This is a genomic window from Ensifer sp. Root954 (assembly GCF_001429005.1).
Lineage (GTDB): Bacteria > Pseudomonadota > Alphaproteobacteria > Rhizobiales > Rhizobiaceae > Ensifer > Ensifer adhaerens.
The window spans coordinates 1-26,062 of record NZ_LMJM01000014.1; the positions used below are offsets into that span (position 1 = coordinate 1).

The window sequence follows — 26,062 nt, forward strand, 5'->3', positions numbered from 1 at the left end:
CGCGCAAATGCGGCGTGTCGGTTAGCGTTGCACGCGCAAGTCGCAGTTCGGCGTGAACTCACACCGCAAAGTTAAAGTGTCCTGATCCTGCAAAGTTGGAATGTCACTCTCCCCGGGTTTTGATGACCTGGGAGATTGCGGATGGGATTGATTGCGATGAGCGAACGCGATCTGCAACGGATTGAGGTTTTGTCGAAAGTGATCGCCGGACGCATGACGTTGGCGTCGGCGGCGCGCGTGCTTGAACTGAGCACCCGTCAGGTCCGTCGTCTGCTGGAGCGGATCAACACTGGCGGCGCGGCTTCAATCCGGCATAAGGCGATCGGCCGACCCTCGAACAACCGGATCAGCGACGGTGTTCGGGATTATGCGGTGACGCTCGTTCGCGAACGCTATGCGGACTTCGGACCGACGTTGGCGGCCGAGAAGCTAGCCGAACGCGATGGACTGACGGTATCGCGCGAGACGCTGCGCCAATGGATGTCGGACGACGGCCTCTGGCTGTCGCGCAAGCAGCGGCGGACGTTTCATCAGCCACGCTTGCGACGCGAGGCCTATGGCGAGCTGGTGCAGATCGACGGGTCGGAGCATCGCTGGTTTGAGGATCGTGGGCCGTCATGCTCGCTGCTGGTGTTCGTCGATGATGCGACGGGCAAGTTGATGCAGGTGCGGTTTGTGCGTTCGGAAAGCGCCTTCACCTACTTTGAAGCGCTGGCGCTGTATCTCAAGCATCACGGGGCACCGGTCGCCTTTTACTCCGACAAGCATTCGGTGTTCCGGGTGGCGAAGAAGGATGCCAAGGGTGGCCAGGGCATGACGCAGTTCGGGCGAGCGCTTTGCGAGTTAAACATCGAGATTCTTTGCGCAAACTCCAGTCAGGCCAAAGGTCGCGTCGAACGGATGAACCGGACGCTGCAAGATCGCTTGGTCAAGGAATTAAGGCTGGCGGGTATCGACGACATGGAGGCTGGCAATGCATTTTTGCCTGGCTTCATAGAGCACTACAACGCGCGGTTTGCCATTGTCCCTGCCCGACCCGATGACCTGCACCGGCCGATGAACCTTGCACCGGATCGGCTGGCCGAGATCCTGTGCAAACGCGAGCAGCGCTATGTCGGAGCGCAACTGACGTTTTCGTTTGAGCGCCAGCGGATCATGCTCGAGGAGACCGAGGTGACGCGCGGTTTGGCTGGTCGCTATGTCGAAACCTATGCCTATGCGGATGGCCGATTGGATGTGCGGTGGAAAGGCCATTCCCTGTCCTACAGGGTGTTCGACAAGGACCAGCGGGTGACGCATGCGGCGATCACCGAGAACAAGCGGCTTTCCGATGTCCTGGCTTACATCAAGGAACGTCAGGACCAGCAGACGCAGCCGGCCGTGAAGACGAACAGCGACAAGAATGGCTACAAACCGCGTGGCCGCAAGCCGGGCAAGCGGACGGACTTCACGAACGATCCGGTGGTGATCGCGCGACGTGAGAAGGCCCTTTCCCGACTTGATGCTGCGGAATGATCCGTCATCGCAACATCTCAAAGCTAAAGCCGAAGAGGTGGCCACCACCCACCCCGATCTGATCTTGCAACCGGATCAGCCGGTCAGATCGGGGCTGGTCGTCGTGCCGTAGGGCAGCCCAAAGTGACATTTTAACTTTGCGCCAAAGCGGACAGTTCAACTTGGCTGCCACATATGTGGTCGGGCGGGTTCAAGGATGACATGCGACCCTCTCTCCAACGTTTGCGCAAAGCGCGCCCTCGTCACTTGCGGCACACCCCTGGCGCTCAAGCCGTCCCAAACGCGGCACGCTCTTGCATGTAGGCCAATGGATCAGGTTTGTCTTTCATCATCGTCTTTCGCCAGGCTTCCTGCTCGGCGTTGATCAGCGCCAATTCCCAAACACAGGCAATGGCCGGTCTCCTTGCAGCATCCATCGGCTCAGAAGCCGTATAGAGCTTCCGATAGTTGCGCTGACACAGAACCGAACCTTGTATCCACCAGTGAGCCGAGATGGAGATGCCGAGGCTGCCGGGATGGACGATGACAAAGCCGAGGCCATTGCTATCGCCCCCAGCCGCCACGCACGGAATGACGTCCTGTCGGACGAATGACTGAGCCAGCGTAACCATCGCGTCATCGATGTGTCTGCCATCGGCGGCAAGGCCATAGGCTTTGAGCTTGAGACCGCCGATGTTCCAGTCGCCCAGGGTGGAAACATCACGTGGGCGGTAAATCTCGATCGTTCCGGTATTCATCGGCGCGCTTCCATCGATACATTGCCTCCCGCTACCTTGGGTGGTGACATTCAGAGAAAAACGACGACCTGCCAAGCGGTCGGCAAACGTTAGCGTCGCGTCGCGTGGAGAAGCTCAACCGGGAACCTAACCCGGCTCAGCGCCTTTCCGCATGGCTGGCTCCATTGGGCGAGCCTGAATGGTTGGAAGGCTCCGCATAGCTGAGGTCGCGCATGCCAGCGGGCACTCGGCATTCCCCTACCCGCATTAGGTGCAATCATCGCCTTGACAAAAAAATCTGTCAAGGCGATGATTGCACCATGCTCGATCTCGATGTCATAGACGCGCCGGCCGCCGCCGCACTTGCCCTGGAGCCGATCAAGGCCCGCTTGCTGGCGGAACTTGCCGCGCCGGCATCGGCTGCCGCGCTGGCTGTGCGGGTGGGGCTGACGCGCCAGAAGGTCAACTACCATCTGCGTGCGCTCGAAGAGCACAAACTGATAGAACCGGCAGAGCAACGCCGCTGGGGCGGGTTGACCGAGCGCCTGATGGTCGCAACCGCCACGTCCTATGTAGTTTCGCCGGCGGCGCTGGGGCCGATTGCTGCCGACCCCGGGCGGAGCAGCGATCGCCTGTCTGCGAGCTATCTGGTCGCACTGGCGGCCCGCATGGTCCGTGAGGTCGGCGGACTGCTGCGCAGCGCCCGCACGCAGGACAAGCGCCTGGCGACGCTGTCGATCGACACCGTGATCAACTTTCGTTCGCCTGCGGAGCGCGCCGCCTTTACCGCCGATCTCGCCCAGGCGGTGAGCGCGCTCGCCGCGCGCTACCACGATGAAGGCGCGCCGGACGCCCGGCCGCACCGGCTCATCATCGCCTCCTACCCTGGGCCGAGCGACGAGAGCGCAGCCAAGGGCGAACCCGACGACACCAACTCCTGAAAGGATAACCCATGCCGATCAAGAAGGATGGCAGCGGAAAGCGCTGGGTTGAAATGGAACTGATCGTGCCCGGCTCGCCCGAAGAGGTCTGGCAGGCGATCGCAACCGGCAGCGGCAACAATGCCTGGTTCACAAAGACGGAAATCGATGAGCGGGTCGGGGGCAAGATCGCCTTCGACTTCGGTCCGAACGGCAGCTCGACCGGCGAAGTGACGCATTGGGAGCCGCCTGCCCGCTTTGCCTATGTGGAACGCGAGTGGAGCGAGGGCGCGCCGCCGGTCGCAACCGAAATCACCGTCACGGCGCGTTCCGGCGATCGTTGCGTGCTGCGCATGGTGCATTCGCTGTTCACAGCGAACGACGACTGGGACGACCAGTTGGAAGGCTTCGAGGGCGGATGGCCGGCGTTCTTCGAGATCCTGAAGATCTATCTCGCACATTTCGCCGGCGAGAAGGCGGTCAGCAGCTTCGCCATGGTTTCAACCGGGGAACCGCAGGCAAGAGTCTGGGAACGCCTGACCGAAGCGCTGGGACTTCTCGGCGCCAATGTCGGCGAGGAGCGCAGCACGCCACCACGGCCCGAACGCCTTGCCGGCATCGTCGAACGGGTGCAGCAGGACACCAAGCAACGCTATCTGCTGCTGCGCCTGAAGGAACCCGGCGCCGGCATCGCGCTCATCGGAAGCTATTCGACCGGCGAAGGCACCAATGCCAGCATCGCGCTCTATCACTATGGAGACGGTGCCAAGGCGCGCGTGAAAGACAGCGAGCCGAAATGGCAGGAATGGATGGCGACAACGTTCAACTAGATCGCCGCCGCCAGTCTGAGCACGCTATTACGCGGACATCACCAACTTATGATATCTAATACATGACTTTCACATCACCACACAACATATTGAATTAACACGATCTGCATAGACAGATCTGAGCAACTACCTGAAGCTGCCACCAAAGCTCCTGTTTCCAAAAGCCGCGACTGTCCTATGGTCATTCATTGCGGCTATGGAGATCGACGATGTTCAGGAGCTTTGCGATTGCCCTCGGTATGGTGGCACAACTGGCAGCCGCGACTGCCGCTTGTGCGGAGGAACCCGTCGATACGGCGCGAACGATCATACGGGAACAGATCACTGCCTTTCTGCAGGATGATGCCGAGACCGCCTACTCCTTCGCTTCACCCGCGATCCGCAGCAAGTTTCCCGACAAGGCAAGCTTCTTCGAGATGGTGAAGCGCGGCTACCAGCCCGTCTACCGGCCTGGCAACTTTGCTTTTGGTCGATCGAAGGTGGTTGGCGACCAGGTGCTGCAGGAAGTTCTGATCTCGGCGCCAGACGGCAAGGACTGGACCGCAGTTTACGAACTCGTGAAACAGCCGGATGGCAGCTACAAGATCAACGGCGTGATGATTTTGCAGTCGGCGTCGGGACCGGCCATCTGAGACACCGGTCCGCTGGCGGCCATCAAACCGGGGGAAGGTCCCCTCGCCGCCAGGTTTCCTGCGTTTCGGCCATGAAGTCAGCGAAGCGACCTTCTTCGATCGCCAGGCGAATTCCGGCCATCAGTTCCTGATAGTAGGCCAGATTGTTCCAGCTGAGCAGCATGCCGCCGAGCGATTCGTTCGAGCGGATCAGATGGTGCAGATAGGCACGCGAATAGTCGCGCGTCGCAGGGCAAGAGGATTGCTCGTCGAGCGGGCGCATGTCTTCGGCGTGACGGGCATTGCGCAGGTTGATGCGGCCGTGGCGCGTGAACGCGAGGCCGTGGCGTCCCGAGCGGGTCGGCATCACGCAGTCGAACATGTCGATGCCCTCGGCGACCGACCGCAGGATGTCGTCTGGCGTACCGACGCCCATCAGGTAACGGGGCTTGTCCACCGGCATGATCGGGCAGGTAATGTCGAGCATGCGCAGCATTACCTCCTGCGGCTCGCCGACGGCGAGACCGCCCACCGCATAGCCCTTGAGATCGAGGCCCTTCAGCGCTTCAGCCGAGCGTTCGCGCAGCTTCGGGATATCGCCGCCCTGCACGATGCCGAACATCGCCTTGCCCGGCTGGTCGCCGAAGGCAACCTTGCAGCGCTCGGCCCAACGCAGCGACATTTCCATCGCGCGCTCGATTTCCTTTGGCTCGGCCGGCAGCGCCACGCATTCGTCGAGCTGCATCTGGATGTCGCTGTCGAGCAAGCCTTGAATCTCGATCGAGCGCTCCGGCGACATATGGAAGAGCGCACCATCGACGTGGCTCTTGAAGGTGACGCCCTGCTCGTCGAGCTTGCGAAGGCCCGCCAGCGACATGACCTGGAAGCCGCCCGAATCCGTCAGGATCGGGCCCTGCCAGCGGATCAGGCCATGCAGACCGCCGAGCCGCGCGACGCGTTCGGCGCCTGGGCGCAGCATCAGGTGGTAGGTATTGCCGAGAATGATGTCGGCGCCAAGATCCTTGACCTGGTCGAGATACATCGCCTTGACCGTGCCGACGGTACCGACGGGCATGAAGGCCGGCGTGCGGATCGTGCCGCGCGGCATGGACACTTCGCCGCGACGGGCCTTGCCGTCGGTCTTGTGTAGCTTGAACTGGAAGGTCTCGGTCATTTAGTCTTTCCGGAAAAGCAGGCTGGCGTCGCCATAGGAGTAGAAGCGGTAGCCAGTTTCGATCGCGTGCGCGTAGGCCGCGCGCATCGTGTCCAGGCCGCTGAAGGCCGAAACCAGCATGAACAGCGTTGATTTCGGCAGATGGAAATTGGTCATCAGCATGTCCACCGCGCGGAAGCGGTAGCCGGGCGTGATGAAGATACCCGTCGGACCGGACCAGGACTTGACCGTGCCGTCTTCCGAGGTGGCGCTTTCGATCAACCGCAGCGAGGTCGTGCCGACGCAGACGATGCGCCCGCCCCTCGTCTTGACGGCGTTCAGCCTCTCGGCGGTCCGGGCATCGACGTGACCGATCTCCTGGTGCATCACGTGGTCGTCGGTATCATCAGCCTTGACCGGCAGGAACGTGCCCGCACCCACATGCAGCGTCACGAAGTGGCGCTCGATGCCGGCCTCGTCGAGCTTGGCGAAAAGACGGTCGGTGAAATGCAGACCGGCGGTCGGCGCCGCAACGGCGCCCTCCTCTCGGGCATACATGGTCTGGTAGTCGGCGCGGTCCTGCGCATCCTCGGCGCGCTTGGAGGCGATGTAAGGCGGCAAGGGAATGTGGCCGACCGCCATGATCGCCTCGTCAAGCGAGGGACCCGAGAGATCAAAGCGCAGCGTCACTTCGCCGGCATCGCCCTTTTCCTCGACGGTCGCGTCGAGCGTTCCAAGAAAGCAGCTTGAGCCACCGTGGCCGAAGGCAATGCGGTCGTCGACCTTGAGGCGTCGTGCCGGGCGGGCGAAAGCCTTCCAGCGGTCGGGTGCGACCCGCATATGCAGCGTCAGCGAAACTTGCGTCGCGATCTCCTCGCCGCGGCGGCGGATGCCTTCGAGCTGCGCCGGGATCACCTTGGTGTCGTTGAAGACAAGCGCGTCGCCTTCCCTCAGGAACGACGGCAGGTCGAGCACGCCCCTGTCCGCAAGAACGTCGGCGCCATCGGGGCGCACCACGAGCATACGGGCGCTGTCGCGCGGGCTTGCGGGCCGAAGCGCAATCGAAGTTTCCGGGAGGTCGAAGTCGAACAGGTCTACGCGCATTGTTATCTTCAGACAAAAGCAAACCCGCCCCGGCGCAGTTGGCGACCGGGGCGGGTTCGTGCATTAGCGCAAATCAGGCGTCTGCGGCAACCCGCATCGTGACGATCGTATCGGGATCGCGCACCGGCTCGCCGCGCTTGATCTTGTCGATGTTGTCCATGCCTTCGATGACCTGGCCCCAGACAGAGTACTGCTTGTTGAGCCACGGCGCGTCGGTGAAGCAGATGAAGAACTGCGAGTTGGCCGAGTTCGGCATCTGGCTACGGGCCATCGAGCACGTGCCGCGAACGTGGCTGACGTTCGAGAATTCGGCCTTCAGGTCCGGCTTTGAGGAGCCGCCCATGCCGGCGCGGGCCGGGTTGAAGTGCTCGCCGCCGGTCTTGCCGTACTGCACGTCGCCGGTCTGGGCCATGAAGTCCTCGATCACGCGGTGGAATACCACGCCGTCATAGGCGCCTTCGCGGGCCAGTTCCTTGATGCGGGCGACATGCCCCGGAGCGACGTCGGGCAGAAGCTCGATGACGACTTTGCCCTTGGTGGTCTCCAGGATGATCGTGTTTTCCGGATCCTTGATCTCGGCCATGGGTTTTCTCCTTCTGTTGATTTTACTTGCCGACCTTGACGCTGATCATGCGGTCGGGATCGGTGACGGAGCCGTTGTTGGCGTCGTCGCCGAGCTTGATCTTGTCGACATTCTCCATGCCGGAGACGACCTTGCCGACGACCGTGTACTGGCCGTTGAGGAAGTCGCCCGGGGCGAACATGATGAAGAACTGCGAATTCGCGCTGTTCGGGTCCTGCGAGCGGGCCATGCCGACCGTGCCGCGTTCAAACGGGACGTCGGAGAACTCTGCCGGGACGTCCGGACGCGACGAACCGCCGGTGCCGGCAGCCTGCGGCTGGTAGCCGTTTTCCATGTCGCCATACTGCACGTCGCCGGTCTGGGCCATGAAGCCCTTGATCACGCGGTGGAAAGCGACGTTGTCGTATTCACCGGCCGCGGCCAGCGCCTTGATCTGCTCGACATGCTTCGGCGCGATGTCAGGCCTGAGTTCGACGACGACCGGACCATCCTTGAGCGTGATGGTGATGAAGTTGTCGGCCGCTTGCGCAAGCGCCGTGCCCGTGAAGGAGGCAAGCGCGATGGCGCCGGCAAATGCGAGGTGGAGGATTTTCATGGTTTCTCCCTGCGTGGTGAATTTGGGGCCGCCCGTCAGGTACGGCGTTTGGCCTGCAGTGCTTCGTAGACGGACTTGGGCACGAAGGCACTGACGTCGCCGCCCATGGCCGCGATCTGGCGGACCAATGTGGCCGTAATGGGCCGTGATGCCGTGCCCGCCGGCAAGAACAAGGTCTGGATATCCGGCGCCATCTGCCGGTTCATCCCGGCCATCTGCATCTCGTAGTCGAGGTCGGTGCCATCGCGAAGGCCGCGCACAAGCAGCTTTGCGCCGCGCTCCCGCGCCGCATCGACGACCAGATTGTCGAAGGAAACGACATCGATGTCGCCTGCCCTGTCCGGCAGAAATTCCTGGAGCGAGCGGCGGATGAGCTCGGCGCGTTCGTCGAAGGAGAAGAGTGGTGCTTTGCCGGGGTGGATGCCGATCGCGACGATGACTTTCGCCGCCACGTTCAGCGCCTGCACGAGCACATCGAGATGCCCGTTCGTCATCGGATCGAAGGAGCCGGGATAAAATGCCGTGGTCATCGCACCTGTTTCCGTTTGGTGAAGCCTTTTGTCACGGACGGCGACAGATCGCAAGAGTTGTACGGCGGTTGACCCTGTTCCCTGGGAAACAGCGGGACAGAAAGAATGAATGCTAGATGAATGCCATGTTCAACGGTGCTTCACAGCAAAGACGTTAAGTGTAGTGCCAGTAACAACGGAACTTTTTTGAACGTACTGCCGTTTAGGATGCGAAAGGATTACGGCTATGGGACTTGCTCTGTTTTCGATGGCGATGTTTTTCGCGATGATCTTTGCGACGATACATGGACTGCGCAACGAGTCCCGTGACCGGCGCGAGCGCTACGCGACCCAGAAAATCTTCCGTTGATGGAGGGCACTATGGCCACCCTATTCATGATCGCGGCAGCGGTCATCAGTCTCGTATTCTTGATCGACTTTGCCCGCACGATACGCGACCTCCAGCGCGATCGCCAGGGTTCGGAACGGCTCGACGGCTTCAACGTCTAGCAGTTCCAAAGCTTCGTAAAACGAAGCGTGGTAGTAAGCGGCCGTCGTTCCCTTCCCCTGAGGCGACCGCCATTGTAAGCCGGACGGCATCCCCTGCCCGTCCGGCTTTTTCTTTGCTCTTCTTCGCCCCAAGTCAGGCGCGCTTGGCGGCAGCCTTCGCCGTGATCTCGCCGAGCATCCGGAAGAAGCGCCAGTTCAACAGCACCGCGGCGGCTGCAAGCCCGAGGACGAAGCCGAACCACACGCCGATCCCGCCGAAATTGAAGGGAAAGGCAAAGAGCCAGGCGCAGACGAAGCCGATCGGCCAATAAGAAACCATCGCCAGCAGCATCGGGACCTTGGTGTCCTTCAGGCCGCGCAGCATGCCGGCGGCGATCGCCTGCATGCCATCGACGAGCTGAAACGCACCGGCAATCACAATGAGCGGAGCCGCGAAGGCAAGCACCGCCGCAGCGTCCGGACGGGCTGTGTCGAGATAAAGGGCAGCCAGTTGGCTGGGGAAGAATGCGAAGATGGCGCTGCCGACAATGGCAAAGCCGGCGCCGAGCACCAGCGAAGCGATCGCCGCGCGCCGAACGCCCAGGAGATCACCGCGGCCATAGGCAAGCCCGACCCGCACCGTGGCGGCCTGCGCAAGCCCGAGCGGGATCATGAAGGCCATCGAGGCGAATTGCAGCGCGATGCCGTGCGCTGCAAGCTCGACCGTGCCGATCGTGCCCATCAGCAGCGAGGCGACGGTGAACAGGCTGACCTCCGCAAGGATCGTCAGCGAAATCGGAATTCCGAGAAAAACGACTTCGCGGAAGGCGACCCAGTCGGGCCGCCAGAAGCGGACGAAGAGTTCGTACTGGTTGAGCTCCGGCTTGCTCTTGATATAGCCGATCGTCAACGCCGCGCCGAGCACGGCAACGCCAAGCGCTGCGACCGCCGCACCGAAGATGCCGAGTTTCGGGAAGCCGAAGTGGCCGAAGATCAGCACGTAGCAGAGCGCAGCATTGAGCACGAGCGTCGCCAGTGTGACATAGAGAATGATCCCTGCCCTCTCCAGGCCACTTAGGAAGGCCCTCAGCACCATGAAGATGAGGCCGGGGAAGATCGCCCATTGCGCGATGCGGACATATTCTCCTGCAAGGGCTGCGACCTTGGGCTGCTGGCCGGCAAATAGCAGGATCGGCTCGGCCATCCAGAGGATCGGCGCGGTCAACAGGCCGTAGAGCATCACCACCCACATGCCCATGCGCACCGAGCGGCGCACCGAAACCTTGTCGCCACGGCCGACGGCCTGTGCTGCCATCGGCACCACCGCATTGGCAAATCCGTTGCCGAAAACATAGACGGTGAAATACATCTGGGTCGCGAGGATGATCGCCGCGAGCTCGGTGGCGCCGAGCTTACCGACCATCAGGACGTCCGTCGTGTTGATCGCGAGCTGCGCAAGCTGCGCACCGATGAACGGCACGCCCAGATAGAAGCTCGCGCGATAGTGCGTCCGCCAGGAATTGTCGGTCGTCAACGGTATCGGGCTCGCATTCGCGGTCAGCATGGCAGATTCCTGGCAGTCAATGCGGCTCCGGGCCGCAACCGAAGATCGGGGGGAGGAATCCGGAAATAGAATACCGTCGGGCAAAGAGCCAGCCGCAAGGGCGAGGTTGCTCAAAGTTTCATCGATAGATCACGAAAATTGATCAATTTCCGTGCAATCGTGGCCGCTCCATCGCCTCTGGCTCGTCCGGCGCTACGGCGTCGGCCGGCCCGACATTCTCTGCGCCTTGCGGTCCGACCGCCCTGCTTCTCGGTATCTTCAGGAAGAACACGATAAGCGCGCCGACGAGGAAGCAACTGGCGAGTGCATAGGGCGCGCCGGCAAAGGCGACGGGCGCGGCAGGGCTGGTGAAATAACCGAAGGCCTGGGTGAAGATCAACGGACCGATGATCGTGGTGATGCTGCCGATGCTGGTCAGCGCGCCCTGAAGCTCGCCTTGTGCCGACGACGGCACGTGGGCCGCGGCGATACTGCGCAGCGGCGGATCGGCGAGGCTTTCGAGCGCGGTCGCGATGATCACCGCATAGATCATCCACCCCTGCCAGGCGCCGGCATAGCCGATGGCTCCGAGCGTGGTGAAGGTCAGGCCGAGCACGGCCGTGCGCCACTCCCCAAGCCGCGGCACCACGCGCGGCAGGATGACGGCCATGACGAAGGCACCGCCGATACCGAAGATCCCGAGCGAAAGTCCGATCTGCCCCTCGCTCCAGCCGTAGCGGTAGCTGGAAACGAAGGACCAGACGGCCGGATAGACCGAATGGGCAAGCCAAAAGAGAAAGAACACCAGCCCCACCCAGCCGATGCCGGGGTAATTGCGCATCTGCTTGAGGGCGCCGAGCGGGTTGGCGCGTTTCCACTCGAACCGGCGGCGGTTGGCGCTGTCGAGCGTCTCGGGTAGCAGGAATACGCCAAGGATAAAGTTGACGAAGGACAGCGCTGCCGCGCCGTAGAACGGGACCCGCGGGCCGAGTTCGCCAAGCAGACCGCCAAGCACCGGCCCGAGCGCGAAGCCGGTACCAAAGGCAATGCCGATCAGCCCGAAATTCTTGGCTCGGTTCCCGTCATGACTGATGTCGGCGATGTAGGCCGATGCCGTGCCGAAGCTGGCGCCGCTGACGCCGGCGAGTACACGACCGATGAACAGCATCCAGTAGCTGGTGGCGAGCGCGCAGATCAGGTTGTCGAGCGCGAAGGTGAAGACGGATGCGAGCAGCACCGGGCGGCGGCCGAATCGATCGCTGAGATTGCCGATCAGCGGCGCAAAGAGAAACTGCATCGCCGCATAGACGAGCAGCAGCCATCCACCATCGATCGCCGCCTCGCTGACATTGGCGCCGGTCAATTCCTCGAGATAGGCCGGCAGCACCGGCACGATGATTGCGATGCCGATGATATCGAGAAACAGGATGAGGAAGACGAGGAACAGGCCGCGTCGCACAAATTTCTCGTCGCGCATGCGATCCCTCCCCGGCGGCCTGCCCCGGGAAAAGAGACAGAACGTGAACAACGCTACCAATTTAGGTGTAACGGATCATTTCGCACGAAACAATCCGTGAACGTCCCAAATTTTCTGATGGGACTATCGCAATGGTTGATAGGTCGGGCCGCTTACAGCCCATGCCTCAGCGGTGGTCCCGCCGCTGTTCGCGCTTCAGGAAGTCCACGAAGGCACGCAACGCCGCCGGCATATGCTTGCGGCTTGCATAATAGAGAAGCGGACCGGAGAAGCTCGTCGTCCACGCCTCAAGGATGAGCACCAGACGCCCTGCGGCGACCGCGGGCGCGATGAATTCCTCGAAGGTCCGGATCACGCCAAGGCCGTCGATGGCCGCCCCGAGTTCGAGATCGATCGTGTTGGCGGTGACGACGGCTGGCGGCGCGATCGTCAGCGCCGCCTCGCCCTCGCCGAACTCCCAGGGAAGCGAGAAGCCGCTGGCGAAGCGGTGGCGAATGCAGGCGTGTTCAAGCAGGTCGCGCGGATGGCCGGGCACGCCGCGCCTTTCGAGATAATCCGGCGCCGCGGCTGTGACATAACGCTGGCGGCTCGGCCCGATCGGGATCGCGATCATGTCGCGCTCGACGCGTTCCTCGTAGCGGACGCCCGCATCGAAACCGGCAGCGAGGACATCGACGAAACCGTCCTCCGCCGTCACCTCCAGGGAAATTGCCGGGTGCTCGCGCAAGAACCGGCCGATGATCGGTGGTAGAATTTCGCGCGCGACGATGGTCGGAACGTTCAGTTTTAGCGTTCCCGCCGGACTGTCGCGCATCTCGTTGACCTGATCGAGCGCACCGGCGATCTCGCCGAGGGCCGGCGTCAGCCGATCGAGCAGCCGCGTGCCCGCCTCCGTCAGGGTGACGCTGCGGGTCGTGCGGTTGAGCAGGCGCACCTGCAGCTTCGCTTCAAGGCGGCGGAGCGCCTCGCTCAGCGCCGACGCGGAAACGCCGCGCTTCTTCGCAGCCGCGCGGAAGCTCCGCGCCGCGGCCACTACGGTGAAGGCATCGAGATCAGCAAGCGGCAAGTCGTCCATTGTGCGGAATTTCGTACAAGTCGTTCGATTGAGATCGGATTATCGCACGGTATCGGACGAAGTAAACAGGAGACCGAGCAAACGGCCGGCTGGTTTTCGGCCTTGTCGAAGGAGAACGAAGATGGATTACGTTTCACTCGGAAAGTCCGGTCCCTCGGTTTCGGCGCTCGGCCTCGGTTGCATGGGCATGTCCGGCATGTACGGCCCTGCGGACCGGGCCGAAAGCATCGCCACGATCCATGCAGCGCTGGAAGCCGGCATCACGCTGCTCGACACCGGCGATTTCTACGGCATGGGTCACAACGAGATGCTGATCGGCGAAGCGTTGAAGGGCGGAAGGCGCGACAGGGCGCTGCTGAGCGTGAAGTTCGGCGCCCTGCGCGATGCCGCCGGCAACTGGTTGGGCTACGATTGCCGGCCCAAGGCCGTTCGCAATTTTCTCGCCTACACGCTGCAGAGGCTCGGCGTCGACCATATCGACATCTATCGTCCCGCCCGGCTCGACCCGGATGTGCCGATCGAGGACACCATTGGCGCAATCGCCGATCTGGTGAAGGCGGGTTACGTCAGGCATGTCGGCCTCTCGGAAGTCGGATCAGAAACCATCCGGCGTGCGGCGGCCGTGCATCCGATCGTCGACCTGCAGATCGAGTATTCGCTGATTTCGCGAGGCATCGAGGATGAAATCCTGCCGACCTGCCGCGAACTCGGTATCGGCATCACCGCCTACGGCGTCCTTTCACGCGGGCTGATCAGCGGCCATTGGCAGAAAGGCGCGGCAGGCAAGGGCGATTTCCGCGCCATGAGCCCGCGGTTTCAGGAAGGCAACATCGATCGAAACCTCGCCCTCGTCGAGGCTTTGAGACGAATCGCCGAAGGCAAGGGCGTGTCGGTGGCACAGATCGCGATCGCTTGGGTTGCGGCCAAGGGCAAGGACATCGTGCCGCTCGTCGGCGCGCGGCGGCGCGATCGACTGGCAGAGGCCCTGTCGTCGCGCGACGTCCATCTCAGCGCAGACGATCTGGCGGTGATCGAACAGTCAGTGCCGAAGAATGCGGCAGCCGGCGCGCGGTATCCAGAAGCCCAGCTCGCCCACATGGATAGCGAGCGCTAAGCCACAAACGAAAGGGCCGGCAGACAAGCCGGCCCTTTCGAATGATTCTGGTTCAAAGAAATCAGGCCGCGCCCGAGAAAGTATCACAGGCCGTCATCTTGCCGCTGTCGAAGCCGCGCTTGAACCAGCGCATGCGCTGCTCGGAGGTCCCGTGATTGAAGCTCTCGGGAACGACATAGCCCTGCATGCGCTTCTGCAGCGTATCATCGCCGATCTGGGTGGCCGCGTTCAGCGCCTCTTCAAGGTCGCCCTGTTCGAGCAGGCCCTTCTGCTGGGTATACTTGCCCCAGACACCGGCGAAGCAATCGGCCTGCAGTTCGACGCGCACCGACATCTGGTTGGCTTCGGTCTCGCTCATCGATTGGCGCATCTGGTTGAACTTCGGCAGAACGCCGATCAGGTTCTGGACATGATGGCCGACCTCATGCGCGACGACATAGGCCTGGGCGAAATCGCCGGCCGCATCGAACTTCTGCGCGAGTTCGTCGAAGAAGCTCATGTCGAGATAGACCTTGCGGTCGCCCGGGCAATAGAACGGCCCGGAGGCAGCCGAAGCAAAGCCGCAGGCAGAACGCACCTGGCCACGGAAGAGCACCATCTTCGGCTCTTCATACTGCTGGCCGTTTGCCTGGAAGATGCCGTTCCAGGTGTCTTCAGTCTCGGCGAGCACCGTCGCCATGAACTGCTTCATTTCCTCTTCCTGAGCGGATCCGCGCGGTGCCGGCGAACCATCGCTCTGCTCGAAGCCCGGCATCTGCACCTGGCCGCCGCCGCCTTCCAGCACCTGCAGCATGTCGATGCCCATGGCCTTGAGGATGAAATAGAGCACGACGAGGAAGATAATCGTACCGAAGCTCATACCGCCTCCGGCGCGCCGCATGCCGCCGCCACCGCCTGGCATGCGGAAACCGCCCCCCCGCCCAAACGGGTTGCCGCCACCGGGGCTCGCGCCGCGCTGGTCTTCGATATTGTCGGATTGGCGGCGGCCCTTCCATTCCATGATCTGTCCTCCCCGGCCTCTGAAAGGCGTTGTCGGTCTGCTCTTTTATAAGACGGCCCTAACGTCGTTGTAAAACGCAATCGCGCCCCGTAAGTTCGCGATCTCACCAATCTTTTTGACAAGGCGGACACTTCGCCAAGGCGCTGCCGGCAGCCGGGCCGCCGGCCCGACCGGCCGCCCTCTCTTGAACAGCCGCGCTCGCCTTGACGCAAACCTGCTTTGCGGCTCCTATGCCCATGCGGACAGGACGAGGAGGCAGGGCGATGAAGGCATTGCGGCTCGAAGGTATCGGTCAGCTGCGGGTCGCAGAAGTGCCAAAGCCCCTACCCGGCCCGGACGATCTGCTGGTGCGGGTCGAAGCCTGCGGCATCTGCGGCACGGACCGGCATCTGCTGCACGGCGAATTCCCCTCCACCCCGCCGGTGACGCTCGGCCACGAATTCTGCGGCATCGTCGAGGCGGTGGGAAGCAGGGTCTCCGATATCGCAATCGGCGCGAGAATCACCGGCGACCCCAACGTCGCTTGCGGTACCTGTCCGCAATGTACCGCCGGGCGCATCAATCTCTGCCGCAATCTCCGGGCGATCGGCATCCATCGTGACGGTGGTTTTGCCGAGTACGTGGTTATGCCCCGCAAGCAGGCCCATGACATACCACTGAGCCTCGACCCCGTTCATGGCGCCTTCTGCGAGCCGCTCGCCTGCTGCCTGCATGGCGTGGATATGGCGGGCATCCGCGCCGGCTCCTCCGTCGTCGTCCTTGGCGGCGGTGTGATCGGTCTACTGGTCGTGCAGCTCGTCCGCCTCGCCGGCGCAACGACGGTCATTCTTTCCACACGACAGGCGGCAAAGCGCCGTCTTGCCGAAGAGGTCGGCGCAACGGCGACGGTCGATCCTTCCTCTACCGATATCATCGAACAGATCGCCGGTGACACCGGGCTCGTTCCCGGCGGGGTCGATGTCGTCATCGAATGCGCCGGCGTTGCCGAAACCGTCATGCAGTCGACTCGCCTTGCCAGGTCCGGTGGCACCGTCGTGATCCTCGGCGTCATGCCGAAGGGCGAGACCGTGGAAATCGAACCGTTCGACATTCTCTTTCGCGAACTGCGGGTGCTCGGATCCTTCATCAACCCCTTCGTCCACCGCCGTGCAGCAGACCTCGTCGCCTCAGGCGCCATCGAGATCGACAAGCTGATTTCGCGGCAAGTGACGCTCGGCGAAGCAGCCGACGTCATTGCGCATCCGCCGGCGGCCGGAGAGGTCAAGGTTCTCGTCATCCCCGGCCGCCCCTGACATTCCCGGCGCTGTTTCGCCGCGCGCGAAGCGCGCTGCATGGCCGGAGGTGCGCAAATATGGCTGGTTCCTGTCGATTCCGGAATTTTCGGGGTTTCGCTTGCAGAAACATTTGCCTATAAGCCGCTTCTAGCCTGAAAAGACCCATCAATGCGTGCCCGGCCGGTGACCTCCCACCTCGGCCGGTTTTTCGCGCAGCTAGAAACGGATGATCGACCATGCCGAAGCGCCAAGATATCAAGTCCATTCTTATCATCGGCGCGGGGCCGATCGTCATCGGTCAGGCTTGCGAATTCGACTATTCCGGCACCCAGGCCTGTAAGGCGCTGAAGGAGGAAGGCTACCGCGTCATCCTCGTCAACTCCAACCCGGCGACGATCATGACCGATCCGGGTCTGGCGGACGCAACCTATGTCGAGCCGATCACCCCGGAAGTCGTCGCCAAGATCATCGCCAAGGAGCGCCCGGACGCGCTGCTGCCGACCATGGGCGGCCAGACCGCGCTCAACACGGCGCTCTCGCTGCGCCGCATGGGCGTTCTCGACCGCTACAATGTCGAGATGATCGGCGCCAAGCCGGACGCCATCGACAAGGCCGAAGACCGCGCCCTCTTCCGCGAAGCCATGGCGAAGATCGGCCTCGAAACGCCGAAGTCGCGGCTGGCGAATGCCACCGACATCAAGGACCATGACCGCAAGACGCACGAGGCCGAGCGCGCCGAACTGAAGAGCCGGCTTTCCGGCGCCGAGCTCGACAAGGCGCTCGATGACCTCGAGAACCAGTGGAACCTTGGCGAAGGCGACCGCAAGCAGCGCTACATGAACCACGCGATGGCGATTGCCGCGCAGGCGCTTGACGATGTTGGCCTGCCCGCCATCATCCGTCCGTCCTTCACGCTCGGCGGTACCGGCGGCGGCATTGCTTATAACCGCACGGAATTCTTCGACATCGTCGGCAGCGGTCTCGATGCGTCGCCGACCACCGAAGTGCTGATCGAAGAATCGGTGCTCGGCTGGAAGGAGTACGAGATGGAAGTGGTCCGCGACACGGCGGACAACTGCATCATCATCTGCTCGATCGAAAACATCGACCCCATGGGCGTGCACACCGGTGATTCGATCACCGTTGCGCCGGCGCTGACGCTGACCGATAAAGAATATCAGATCATGCGCAACGCCTCGATCGCGGTTCTGCGCGAGATCGGCGTCGAGACCGGCGGCTCGAACGTGCAGTTCGCCGTCAATCCGAAGGACGGCCGTCTCGTCGTCATCGAAATGAACCCGCGCGTATCGCGCTCGTCGGCCCTCGCCTCCAAGGCGACCGGCTTCCCGATCGCCAAGATCGCGGCGAAGCTTGCGATCGGCTACACCCTCGACGAACTCGACAACGACATCACCGGCGGCGCGACCCCGGCCTCGTTCGAACCGTCGATCGACTACGTCGTCACCAAGATCCCGCGCTTCGCCTTTGAAAAGTTCCCGGGCGCCTCGCCGGTTCTGACCACCGCCATGAAGTCGGTCGGCGAAGTCATGGCGATCGGCCGTACCTTTGCCGAATCGCTGCAGAAGGCGCTGCGCGGCCTCGAGACCGGCCTTACCGGCCTCGACGAAATCGAAATCCCCGACATGGACGAGAACGGCGATGGCCGTAACGCCATTCGTGCGGCGATCGGCACGCCGACGCCGGACCGACTGCGCATGGTTGCGCAGGCGCTGCGATTTGGCATGAGCGAAGCCGAGGTTCACGAGGCGAGCAAGATCGACCCGTGGTTCATCGCCCAGTTCAAGGCGATCGTCGACATGGAAGCACGCATCCGCGAGCACGGCCTGCCTGCCGATGCCGAGAACCTGCGCATGCTGAAGGCGATGGGCTTCTCCGACGCCCGCCTCGCAACGCTCGGCGGCAAGCGCCCGAAGGAAGTCGCGGAACTGCGCAATGCGCTTAATGTCCGCCCGGTCTACAAGCGCATCGACACCTGCGCTGCCGAATTCGCCTCGCCGACCGCCTACATGTACTCGACCTACGAAACGCCTTTCGTCGGTGCCGCCCGCTCGGAAGCAGAAGTCTCCGACCGCAAGAAGGTCGTCATTCTCGGCGGCGGTCCGAACCGCATCGGTCAGGGCATCGAGTTCGACTATTGCTGCTGCCACGCCGCCTTCGCGCTGAAGGATGCCGGCTACGAAGCGATCATGATCAACTGCAACCCGGAAACGGTCTCGACCGACTACGACACCTCCGACCGCCTCTACTTCGAGCCGCTGACGGCAGAAGATGTGATTGAGATCATGCGCGCCGAGCAGGAAAAGGGCGAACTCGTCGGCGTCATCGTCCAGTTCGGTGGCCAGACACCGCTGAAGCTCGCCGAAGCGCTCGAAAAGAACGGCATCCCGATCCTCGGCACGGCACCTGACGCGATCGACCTGGCCGAAGACCGCGACCGCTTCCAGAAGCTTCTGATGAAGCTCGACCTCAACCAGCCGAACAATGGCATTGCCTACTCGGTCGAGCAGGCCCGCCTCGTCGCTGCCGAAATCGGCTTCCCGCTGGTCGTGCGCCCGTCCTACGTTCTCGGCGGCCGCGCCATGCAGATCATCCATTCGGAAAGCATGCTGCAGAGTTACCTGCTCGACACGGTTCCGGGCCTCGTTCCTGAGGACATCAAGCAGCGCTATCCGAACGACAAGACCGGCCAGATCAACACGCTGCTCGGCAAGAACCCGCTGCTGTTCGACAGCTACCTGACCAACGCGACGGAAGTCGACGTCGACTGCCTGTGCGACGGCAAGGATGTCTTCGTCTCGGGCATCATGGAGCACATCGAGGAAGCCGGCATCCACTCGGGCGACAGCGCCTGCTCGCTGCCGGTGCACACGCTCGACAAGGACATGGTCGACGAACTCGAACGCCAGACGGCAGCCCTTGCCAAGGCGCTCAATGTCGGCGGCCTGATGAACGTGCAGTTCGCGATCAAGGACGGCACGATCTACGTGCTCGAAGTCAACCCGCGCGCTTCGCGCACCGTACCCTTCGTCGCCAAGACGATCGGTGCACCGATCGCGAAGATCGCGGCCCGCGTCATGACCGGCGAAGCGCTCGATGTCGCGATCGCCGCCTATGGCGAAAAGCCGGATCCGCGCAACCTCAAGCACATCGCGGTCAAGGAAGCAGTCTTCCCGTTCGCACGTTTCCCCGGCGTCGATACGCTGCTTGGCCCGGAAATGCGCTCGACCGGTGAAGTCATCGGTCTCGACACCGACTATGCACTGGCCTTTGCCAAGTCGCAGCTCGGCGCCGGCGTCGACCTGCCGCGCGATGGAACAGTGTTCGTTTCGGTGCGCGACGAGGACAAGACCCGGGTGTTGCCGGCAATCCGCATCCTCGTCGACATCGGCTTCAAGGTCATGGCGACCAGCGGCACGGCTCGATTCCTCGGTGAACACGGCATTGCCGCCACCAAGATCAACAAGGTTCAGGAAGGTCGTCCGCACGTCGAGGATGCGATCCGCAACCGTCACGTTCAACTCGTCATCAACACGACGGACGGCAACAAGGCGATCTCGGACTCCAAGTCGCTGCGCCGCGCCACGCTGATGCAAAAGGTGCCCTACTACACCACCATGTCCGGTGCTGAAGCGGCTGCGCACGCAATCAAGGCTCTGAAGGCAGGCAGCCTCGAAGTGCGCCCGCTGCAGAGCTACTTCAAGGCCTAAGAAAGACCGCGGCGCGCGAAACCCTCGCGCGCCGCCGCCATCCCCGAGGAAGTGATGCGCTTCAACAGCCCGCTCCTCCGCTGAACGCCGTATGAACGACCGGTTCAGCCTGCATTCCCCCCGCACATGTTTCTATGACTCTGCGCACTGAGAGATCGGCGGCTTCGCCGGTGGGCGCGACATGGGGCAAGATCGTGCAACTCTATTTCTTTGATTTGCTGTGGGGCGACGAGCACTTCGTCGATGAAGACGGTATCAGCCATTTCGACGAGGGATCGGCCCTCTATTACGGCCAGCGGATCGCAGACAAGATCGGCCGCGATGCCGATTATGGTTCGCTGAAGGTCCAGGTCCGTTCCAGCAACCGCAGGCTGCTGGCAACAATCGTGCCCTCCATCGGCCGCGGCGCCGAACAGCGGGCTCTGCTTGCCCGCCGCCAGGTCGGCGCCTCTCTCTACGCTGCAGCCTGAAGCAGCGCAACGAGCAAAGCGCAGGAACATCCATCCTGCGCTTGATCACACTGTTAGTCTGCCGCCAGGGCCTCGGCAGCAGTTCTGCCCCGATCACGACGCGCGTGGCTCGCTGCGAGCCGCACGGTTCTGACGCCCAGATACAGAGAAGCCGTGGAGATCAGGAACGCGACGACGAAAACCGTGAACAAGGCGGCGTGCATCGTGGCAACGTTCGCCTTCTCGTCGAAACCGCGAAGATTGGCCGTCAGCCCGCAGATCGCCGCGCCGATCGCATAACCGGCCGACTGCAACGTCGGCAGAAACGCTGAGGTCTTGTCCCGCTCTCCTCGCAAGGAGACGTCCATCATAAGCTGGCTGAGCGTGCCCCAGGACATGCCGAACCCGGCCCCGACCGCGATCTGGCTCGGGAAGACCAGCCGGTAATCGTCGATCGCGAAGGCGATCATCAGACCAGCGAGCCCGAGGCTGAGAAGCGCAGGTCCCGCAGGGATGAGCTTCACGCGCAGAGCGTGCGAGTGCAGGCTTGCGACGGCGATAGCGGTCACACTCCAGGAGATCGCCATCAATGCCGCGGAAAAACCGGCGGCCGTGGGGCTGAAATTCCAGACATGTTGCAGGCCATAAATGAGGTACACCGAGCCGGACGCCTGAGCGAGGGGCATCAGCAGCACGACCCAAAGTCCGGTGCCGAGCGGTTTTGTGAGCTGAAAGGCGCCCGCGGGCAGGATCGGATGCTCCGCCCGACGGTCGGTTGCGACGGCCGCCCAGAGGATGGTCAGCGCCGTCGCCAGCGCCGCCGCCATCAATGGGACGCTGCTCGCCGTATTTGAGACCGATATCAGCAATATGCCGGAACCGACGACGGTCAGCCGCAGCAGCGGGATTGGACGAGGCGTGTCGGTCGATAGCACCTTGCGTGCCGGTACGATCAGCAGAACGAGCGCAACGAAGATGACGGTTGCGGGAACGTTGACGGCGAAAGCCACCCGCCATGACCAGTGTTCCGTCAGGAATCCGGACACGAGTGGCCCGCCAAAGGCCGCCGTTGCCCAGACGATGGCCTCGGCTCCGAATACCTTTGGGACCAGGCGCGGCGGGAAGAGTTCGGGAATCAGCGCGTAGCAGACCGCGGCAATGATCCCCTCGCCGAATCCCTGAAACACGCGACCGGCGAGGACCTGCGGCATGCTGCCGGCGGCGGTCGCGATGAGGGTGCCGACGACAAAGATGAGCGCGGCCGTAATCAGCGTCCCGCGTGCGCCGAACCTTGACTTGAGCGTGGCGGCAACAGCGCCGCCGAGAATGGCAAAGACGAGATAGAGCGTGACGGCCCAGGACAACAGCGTCGCGCCGCCGATCTCTTCGACGGCTGTGGGCAGCGCGGTCGCTACGAAAAACTCGTTGAATGCGAACAACGCGACCCCGAGGCAAAGGGCAGCCGTCGTCGCCAGATAGTCCGGCCGCAACAGTTCGCTCCAGCGGCCGTCCTCCTGAAGTGCGGTATTGCCCCCGCCTGCCTTGGTTTCGTCCCTCGCCAGAACCATGCCCAACGTTCCTCGCTGCTATCTCTTCGGAACACCTTTGTTACGACCTCAACCACGGCTGAGGTAAAGCGCTTTCTGCGTAGCTTGCCACCCCATCGCTTCCCCCACAAGTTGCAGTGGCCTTTCAGGGTTCGGTGGATGATGGCGAAATATCTGGCTTTCGCGCTTCCGTTTCTGCTATAACCAAGGTTCGAAGTTTCGGACGGTTCCGGCGTTTACGCGCCGGAGACCGTTTTCTTTTGCGTTGGCGCCGCCCTAAGGGCGGCGCCTCGTGCTTGATGAAGGACATTGAAATGGTCGAAAAAGTGCCGATGACACAGGGCGGATTCGTCAACCTGCAGGAGGAGCTGCGCTGGCGCCAGCAGGAAGAACGACCGCGAATCATCGAGGCGATTGCCGAAGCCCGTGCACATGGCGACCTGTCGGAAAATGCCGAGTACCACGCTGCCAAGGAAGCGCAGAGCCACAACGAGGGCCGGATCACCGAGCTCGAAGACTTGATCGCCCGCGCGGAAGTCATTGATCTCTCGAAGATGTCCGGCTCCAAGATCAAGTTCGGCGCCAAGGTCAAACTCGTCGACGAAGACACTGAAGAAGAAAAGACCTACCAGATCGTTGGCGACCAGGAAGCCGACGTGAAGGCTGGCCGCATTTCGATCTCGTCGCCGATCGCGCGCGCGCTCATCGGCAAGGAAGTCGGCGATTCCATCGAAGTGAACGCGCCTGGCGGTTCCAAGGCCTACGAAATTCTCGCCGTCAACTGGGGCTAATCAGCCCTAGCCAAGGGGCGAAGCCTGCCTTCGCCCCGTTTCTCCTTTTCAAAAGACGATCGTTGCTCGCGCAAGGAGTGCGCTTTCGTGGCCGATATCCGGAACGTCGAGGTCATCGCTCCCAATTTCAAGCGTCGCCTCTCGGGCGTGACGTCCACCATCATCCAGTTAATTCCGATCCAGCGCGCGCTCGGCGAAAAGATCGCCGTGCTTGGCCCGGGCTTGCCTGACACCCTGCCCTCGATCCGCTTCCGCGATCTATTGCGCCTGTGGAGCGCACCGGACGGACGGCCCTGCCGGGTCTGGCATGCGCGCCGCAATGTCGAAATGCTGCCGGCGATCGTGCTGCGCGACCTTCTCGGCATGAAGCTGAGGATCGTCTTCACCTCCGCATCGCAGCGCCGCCACACCGGCTGGAGCAAGTTTCTGATTTCGCGCATGGACGCGGTAATCGCGACCAGCGGCAAGACCGCCGCCTATCTGCAAGTGCCGAACACGGTGATCCTGCACGGCATAGATACCAAGCGCTTCCAGCCGCCGGTTGACACAGCGGCAGCCAAAGCTGCGCTCGGGCTCGACCCCAACCAAAAATACGTCGGCTGCTTCGGGCGGGTGCGTAAGCAGAAGGGCACGGATCTCTTCGTCGACAGCATGATTGCGCTTCTGCCGTGCCGGCCCGGCTGGAGTGCCATCGTCGCCGGTCGCGCCACCGGCCCGCACGTCGCCTTCGAGAACGAATTGAAAGGGCGGGTCGCAAAGGCCGGGCTCACCGACCGCATCCGTTTCGTTGGCGAACACACCAACATTCCGGACTGGTATCGTGGGCTCGATCTCTTCATCGCGCCGCAGCGCTGGGAAGGTTTCGGGCTGACGCCGCTCGAAGCGATGGCGACAGGCGTGCCCGTTATCGCAACCGACGTCGGCGCGTTTTCGGAACTGGTCGTCGTCGGAGAGCAGGAAACCGGCGCCGTGATCGCCGCCAACGATCTACAGGCCATGGTCGAGGCAACGGCTGGCTTTATGGACGATGATCATCGCCGGACCTTGGCTGGCGCGAACGGTCTGGGGCTGACCCGCGCATCCTTTGCGATAGAGGGCGAGGCCCGCGCGATCAACGCGGTCTATGAACGCCTGATGCGTCCCTGACAGGCTGCCACCGCGTGGCAGCCTCGCACTAGACTCTCTCAGCGCTTCGAAGCGAAGAGCTTCAGATAGGCGTCGGTAATCGCCTGCTTCGAGAACTGGTTCATCAGGGTCTCGTGCCCACGTTCGGCAAGCCGTTCACCGAGCGACGTATCGCCCGCGATGCGGTCGATTGCCTGGGCAAAGCCGTCGGCGTCACCGATATCGACCATCAAGCCGTTTTCGCCATCGCGCATGAACCATTGCGGCCCTTCCGAACGGCTGGAAACAACCGGTGTCCCTTGCGCCCAGGATTCGAGGATTACGTTGCCGAGCGGCTCGTGGCTCGACGCCATCACGAAGATGTCGGAAGCGGCAAGGAAAGGCCGCGTGTCCTTCTGCCAGCCGGCGAAACGCACGCGCTTTGCTACGCCGAGGTCGGCGGCCAGTTTCTCCAAATTTGCACGTTCTTCGCCATCGCCGACAAGCCACAGATAGGCGTCCGGCACCTTGGCGATCGCCTGGATCAGCGTGTGGAAGCCCTTGCGCGGAACGAAGCGCCCCATCGACATGACCACAGGCACGTTCTCAGGCGTGTCGAGCGTGGCGCGGCTGATGGGCGCGACCCGCTCGGTTCCGGTGAAGTTGGAGATGACTTCGACGTCGCGCTTCCAGCCGATCTTGCGCACATGCTCGGCAATGCCCGGCGTGTTGCAGACGAGGCAATCGGTGTTGCGGAAATAGTCGAGCCGCAGCGGATAGTCGCCGAGACGCGAGATCTTGATGCAGCCCTTGTAGTTGGGCATCAGGCGGCTGGCGCGCGGCATCCAGGCAAACAGCGCATCCGGCTTTTCGCGGCGTGCCATGCTGCTGACCTTCATCGGCAGGAGGATCCGGTCGAGCGACAGGTTGCGGAAGTTGCTTTCGATGATGCGCGTCGCACCCTCGATGTCCTTCTTCCAGATACGACCATGGCGGATGACCGAGGTCTGCTCGACGCCACGCTCGGCGAGCGCGTTGACCAGGTGGACGAAGAAACGCTCAGCGCCGCCATCCTTGCCGAAGTGAAAATGCATGACTTTCATGAAAACCTCACCGCTTGCTGGCGCGCCGATCCATGTCGTCATGGTTCGGGTGCCGCTTGAGCGCGTGCCTCTGATAGATCTTGGCGGCTGTCAGGAAAGCGTACACCGCTCCCGTCATCGCCTCAATGAAGCCTGGAAAACCGCAGCGCCACAGACCGTTGCGGAAATAGAGCCTAAGGAAATAGAGTGGCGGACTGAACAGCATTTTGTAAGGGCGCGCCGACTTACCGGCGGCGAACTGCTGATCGGCCTTGAGCGTCGAATACTTGTTTTCCTTGAGGATCTGCTCGTCGATGATCAGCGGCCGATAGTGCAGCAGGCTGCCCTTGGCAGCGGCGCCGACCGCGCCATCCGGCACGATCCCCTCGTGGACTTTCTGATTGAGATCGTATCGTCCCCTGCCCTGGCGGATCAGCCGCAGGTTTCGCCGCTCGTGCGCCCGCTCCGGCGTGTAGCCGTAGCCGATGAGGTAGGGCCTGCGCGCGACGCGCCAGCCGACCGTCTCCGGCGGCGCATCGAGCAGCGAGGGCAGCAGTGCCTTCAGCGGTTCGTCCAGGCGTTCATCGGAATCGATGTTGAAGCACCAGGGCTGCGTGCATTGGTCGAGCGCGAACTGCTTCTGGCCGGCATAGCCCCGCCACGGCTCATGCAGGAAACGGATCGGCCAACCCTTGTCGATGTAGGACTGTACGAGTGCTGCCGTTCCGTCGGTCGAGCCGGAATCGACGATGACGATTTCTGAGCACTGCTCGAGGCTCTCGATGCAGTTGCCGAGATAGGCTTCTTCGTTCTGGCAGATGATGAAGGCGGACAGCGGAAGCTTGTTCATGGG

25 protein-coding genes are annotated in these 26,062 nt (G+C 62.6%); 12 read left to right on the forward strand and 13 right to left on the reverse strand.

Annotated elements, in window-relative coordinates; all coding sequences use genetic code 11:
• Window positions 1–141 precede the first annotated feature (141 nt).
• Entirely contained in the window at window positions 142–1,515 is a 1,374-nt protein-coding gene (locus ASE71_RS07325) for an ISNCY family transposase (RefSeq protein ID WP_060517155.1), read from the forward strand.
• Window positions 1,516–1,781: 266 nt separating this feature from the next.
• Here the strand turns inward: ASE71_RS07325 and ASE71_RS07330 are convergent, their stop codons facing one another.
• Window positions 1,782–2,252, reverse strand: coding sequence for a hypothetical protein (locus ASE71_RS07330; RefSeq protein ID WP_060517153.1), 471 nt, complete (start codon window positions 2,250–2,252; stop codon window positions 1,782–1,784).
• Between the two features lie 299 nt (window positions 2,253–2,551).
• On the opposite strand from ASE71_RS07330, the gene ASE71_RS07335 reads away from it, so the two are divergent.
• The 3 genes from ASE71_RS07335 to ASE71_RS07345 all read left to right on the forward strand — a co-directional run bounded on the left by ASE71_RS07335 (window position 2,552) and on the right by ASE71_RS07345 (window position 4,613).
• A complete protein-coding gene (locus ASE71_RS07335) occupies window positions 2,552–3,172 on the forward strand; it encodes a helix-turn-helix domain-containing protein (RefSeq protein ID WP_060517151.1) in 621 nt (206 codons plus the stop codon).
• Window positions 3,173–3,183: 11 nt separating this feature from the next.
• Window positions 3,184–3,981, forward strand: a complete 798-nt coding sequence (locus ASE71_RS07340; RefSeq protein WP_060517149.1) for an SRPBCC family protein — start codon at window positions 3,184–3,186, stop codon at window positions 3,979–3,981.
• A 209-nt stretch (window positions 3,982–4,190) separates the two neighbouring features.
• Entirely contained in the window at window positions 4,191–4,613 is a 423-nt protein-coding gene (locus ASE71_RS07345; protein ID WP_034791369.1) for a DUF4864 domain-containing protein, read from the forward strand.
• Window positions 4,614–4,635: 22 nt separating this feature from the next.
• Here the strand turns inward: ASE71_RS07345 and tgt are convergent, their stop codons facing one another.
• From tgt to coaD, 5 genes are all read right to left on the reverse strand, one after another.
• The gene (tgt, locus tag ASE71_RS07350) at window positions 4,636–5,766 is read right to left on the reverse strand and encodes a tRNA guanosine(34) transglycosylase Tgt (RefSeq protein WP_034791366.1); all 1,131 of its coding nucleotides are present in this window, start codon (window positions 5,764–5,766) and stop codon (window positions 4,636–4,638) included.
• Window positions 5,767–6,849 carry a tRNA preQ1(34) S-adenosylmethionine ribosyltransferase-isomerase QueA gene (gene queA / locus ASE71_RS07355; RefSeq protein ID WP_060517147.1) on the reverse strand — a complete coding sequence of 361 codons (1,083 nt, stop codon included), beginning with the start codon at window positions 6,847–6,849 and terminating at the stop codon, window positions 5,767–5,769.
• A 73-nt stretch (window positions 6,850–6,922) separates the two neighbouring features.
• Complete coding sequence (locus ASE71_RS07360) at window positions 6,923–7,432, reverse strand: peptidylprolyl isomerase (protein WP_034791362.1); 510 nt, start codon at window positions 7,430–7,432, stop codon at window positions 6,923–6,925.
• Window positions 7,433–7,454: 22 nt separating this feature from the next.
• The gene (locus ASE71_RS07365) at window positions 7,455–8,027 is read right to left on the reverse strand and encodes a peptidylprolyl isomerase (protein ID WP_034791360.1); all 573 of its coding nucleotides are present in this window, start codon (window positions 8,025–8,027) and stop codon (window positions 7,455–7,457) included.
• A 35-nt stretch (window positions 8,028–8,062) separates the two neighbouring features.
• Window positions 8,063–8,557, reverse strand: a complete 495-nt coding sequence (gene coaD / locus ASE71_RS07370; RefSeq protein ID WP_060517145.1) for a pantetheine-phosphate adenylyltransferase — start codon at window positions 8,555–8,557, stop codon at window positions 8,063–8,065.
• Window positions 8,558–8,783: 226 nt separating this feature from the next.
• On the opposite strand from coaD, the gene ASE71_RS37360 reads away from it, so the two are divergent.
• Together ASE71_RS37360 and ASE71_RS37365 are read left to right on the forward strand one after the other, a co-directional pair.
• A complete protein-coding gene (locus tag ASE71_RS37360) occupies window positions 8,784–8,906 on the forward strand; it encodes a hypothetical protein (protein ID WP_255380879.1) in 123 nt (40 codons plus the stop codon).
• An 11-nt stretch (window positions 8,907–8,917) separates the two neighbouring features.
• Window positions 8,918–9,046, forward strand: coding sequence for a hypothetical protein (locus ASE71_RS37365; protein ID WP_255380878.1), 129 nt, complete (start codon window positions 8,918–8,920; stop codon window positions 9,044–9,046).
• 133 nt (window positions 9,047–9,179) lie between these two features.
• On the opposite strand, the gene ASE71_RS07375 is transcribed toward ASE71_RS37365, so the two are convergent.
• The 3 genes from ASE71_RS07375 to ASE71_RS07385 form a co-directional block, all read right to left on the reverse strand.
• On the reverse strand, window positions 9,180–10,589 hold the full coding sequence (locus tag ASE71_RS07375; RefSeq protein WP_060517143.1) for an MATE family efflux transporter: 1,410 nt from the start codon (window positions 10,587–10,589) through the stop codon (window positions 9,180–9,182).
• Between the two features lie 142 nt (window positions 10,590–10,731).
• Window positions 10,732–12,045 (reverse strand): TCR/Tet family MFS transporter, encoded by a 1,314-nt coding sequence (locus ASE71_RS07380; RefSeq protein ID WP_060517141.1) that lies wholly within the window; start codon window positions 12,043–12,045, stop codon window positions 10,732–10,734.
• A 166-nt stretch (window positions 12,046–12,211) separates the two neighbouring features.
• A complete protein-coding gene (locus ASE71_RS07385; protein ID WP_060517139.1) occupies window positions 12,212–13,120 on the reverse strand; it encodes a LysR family transcriptional regulator in 909 nt (302 codons plus the stop codon).
• A 121-nt stretch (window positions 13,121–13,241) separates the two neighbouring features.
• Between ASE71_RS07385 and ASE71_RS07390 the strand changes: the two genes are divergently transcribed.
• Window positions 13,242–14,234 (forward strand): aldo/keto reductase, encoded by a 993-nt coding sequence (locus ASE71_RS07390; RefSeq protein WP_034791351.1) that lies wholly within the window; start codon window positions 13,242–13,244, stop codon window positions 14,232–14,234.
• 61 nt (window positions 14,235–14,295) lie between these two features.
• On the opposite strand, the gene ASE71_RS07395 is transcribed toward ASE71_RS07390, so the two are convergent.
• On the reverse strand, window positions 14,296–15,234 hold the full coding sequence (locus ASE71_RS07395; protein ID WP_034791344.1) for a neutral zinc metallopeptidase: 939 nt from the start codon (window positions 15,232–15,234) through the stop codon (window positions 14,296–14,298).
• A 263-nt stretch (window positions 15,235–15,497) separates the two neighbouring features.
• Between ASE71_RS07395 and ASE71_RS07400 the strand changes: the two genes are divergently transcribed.
• The 3 genes from ASE71_RS07400 to ASE71_RS07410 all read left to right on the forward strand — a co-directional run bounded on the left by ASE71_RS07400 (window position 15,498) and on the right by ASE71_RS07410 (window position 20,706).
• Window positions 15,498–16,526, forward strand: a complete 1,029-nt coding sequence (locus tag ASE71_RS07400; protein WP_060517137.1) for a zinc-dependent alcohol dehydrogenase family protein — start codon at window positions 15,498–15,500, stop codon at window positions 16,524–16,526.
• 218 nt (window positions 16,527–16,744) lie between these two features.
• A complete protein-coding gene (gene carB / locus ASE71_RS07405; protein WP_034791307.1) occupies window positions 16,745–20,236 on the forward strand; it encodes a carbamoyl-phosphate synthase large subunit in 3,492 nt (1,163 codons plus the stop codon).
• Window positions 20,237–20,430: 194 nt separating this feature from the next.
• On the forward strand, window positions 20,431–20,706 hold the full coding sequence (locus tag ASE71_RS07410) for a hypothetical protein (RefSeq protein ID WP_089045927.1): 276 nt from the start codon (window positions 20,431–20,433) through the stop codon (window positions 20,704–20,706).
• A gap of 53 nt (window positions 20,707–20,759) precedes the next feature.
• Here the strand turns inward: ASE71_RS07410 and ASE71_RS07415 are convergent, their stop codons facing one another.
• Window positions 20,760–22,253 carry an MFS transporter gene (locus tag ASE71_RS07415; protein WP_060517135.1) on the reverse strand — a complete coding sequence of 498 codons (1,494 nt, stop codon included), beginning with the start codon at window positions 22,251–22,253 and terminating at the stop codon, window positions 20,760–20,762.
• A 293-nt stretch (window positions 22,254–22,546) separates the two neighbouring features.
• Here ASE71_RS07415 and greA point away from each other — a divergent pair, with 293 nt between their 5' ends.
• Window positions 22,547–23,023 carry a transcription elongation factor GreA gene (greA, locus tag ASE71_RS07420; RefSeq protein WP_034791305.1) on the forward strand — a complete coding sequence of 159 codons (477 nt, stop codon included), beginning with the start codon at window positions 22,547–22,549 and terminating at the stop codon, window positions 23,021–23,023.
• An 87-nt stretch (window positions 23,024–23,110) separates the two neighbouring features.
• Window positions 23,111–24,169, forward strand: coding sequence for a glycosyltransferase family 4 protein (locus ASE71_RS07425; RefSeq protein ID WP_060517133.1), 1,059 nt, complete (start codon window positions 23,111–23,113; stop codon window positions 24,167–24,169).
• Between the two features lie 38 nt (window positions 24,170–24,207).
• Here ASE71_RS07425 and ASE71_RS07430 read toward each other — a convergent pair whose 3' ends face one another.
• A complete protein-coding gene (locus tag ASE71_RS07430; protein WP_060517419.1) occupies window positions 24,208–25,230 on the reverse strand; it encodes a glycosyltransferase in 1,023 nt (340 codons plus the stop codon).
• Between the two features lie 7 nt (window positions 25,231–25,237).
• On the reverse strand, window positions 25,238–26,059 hold the full coding sequence (locus tag ASE71_RS07435; protein WP_034791294.1) for a glycosyltransferase family 2 protein: 822 nt from the start codon (window positions 26,057–26,059) through the stop codon (window positions 25,238–25,240).
• Window positions 26,060–26,062: the final 3 nt, after the last annotated feature.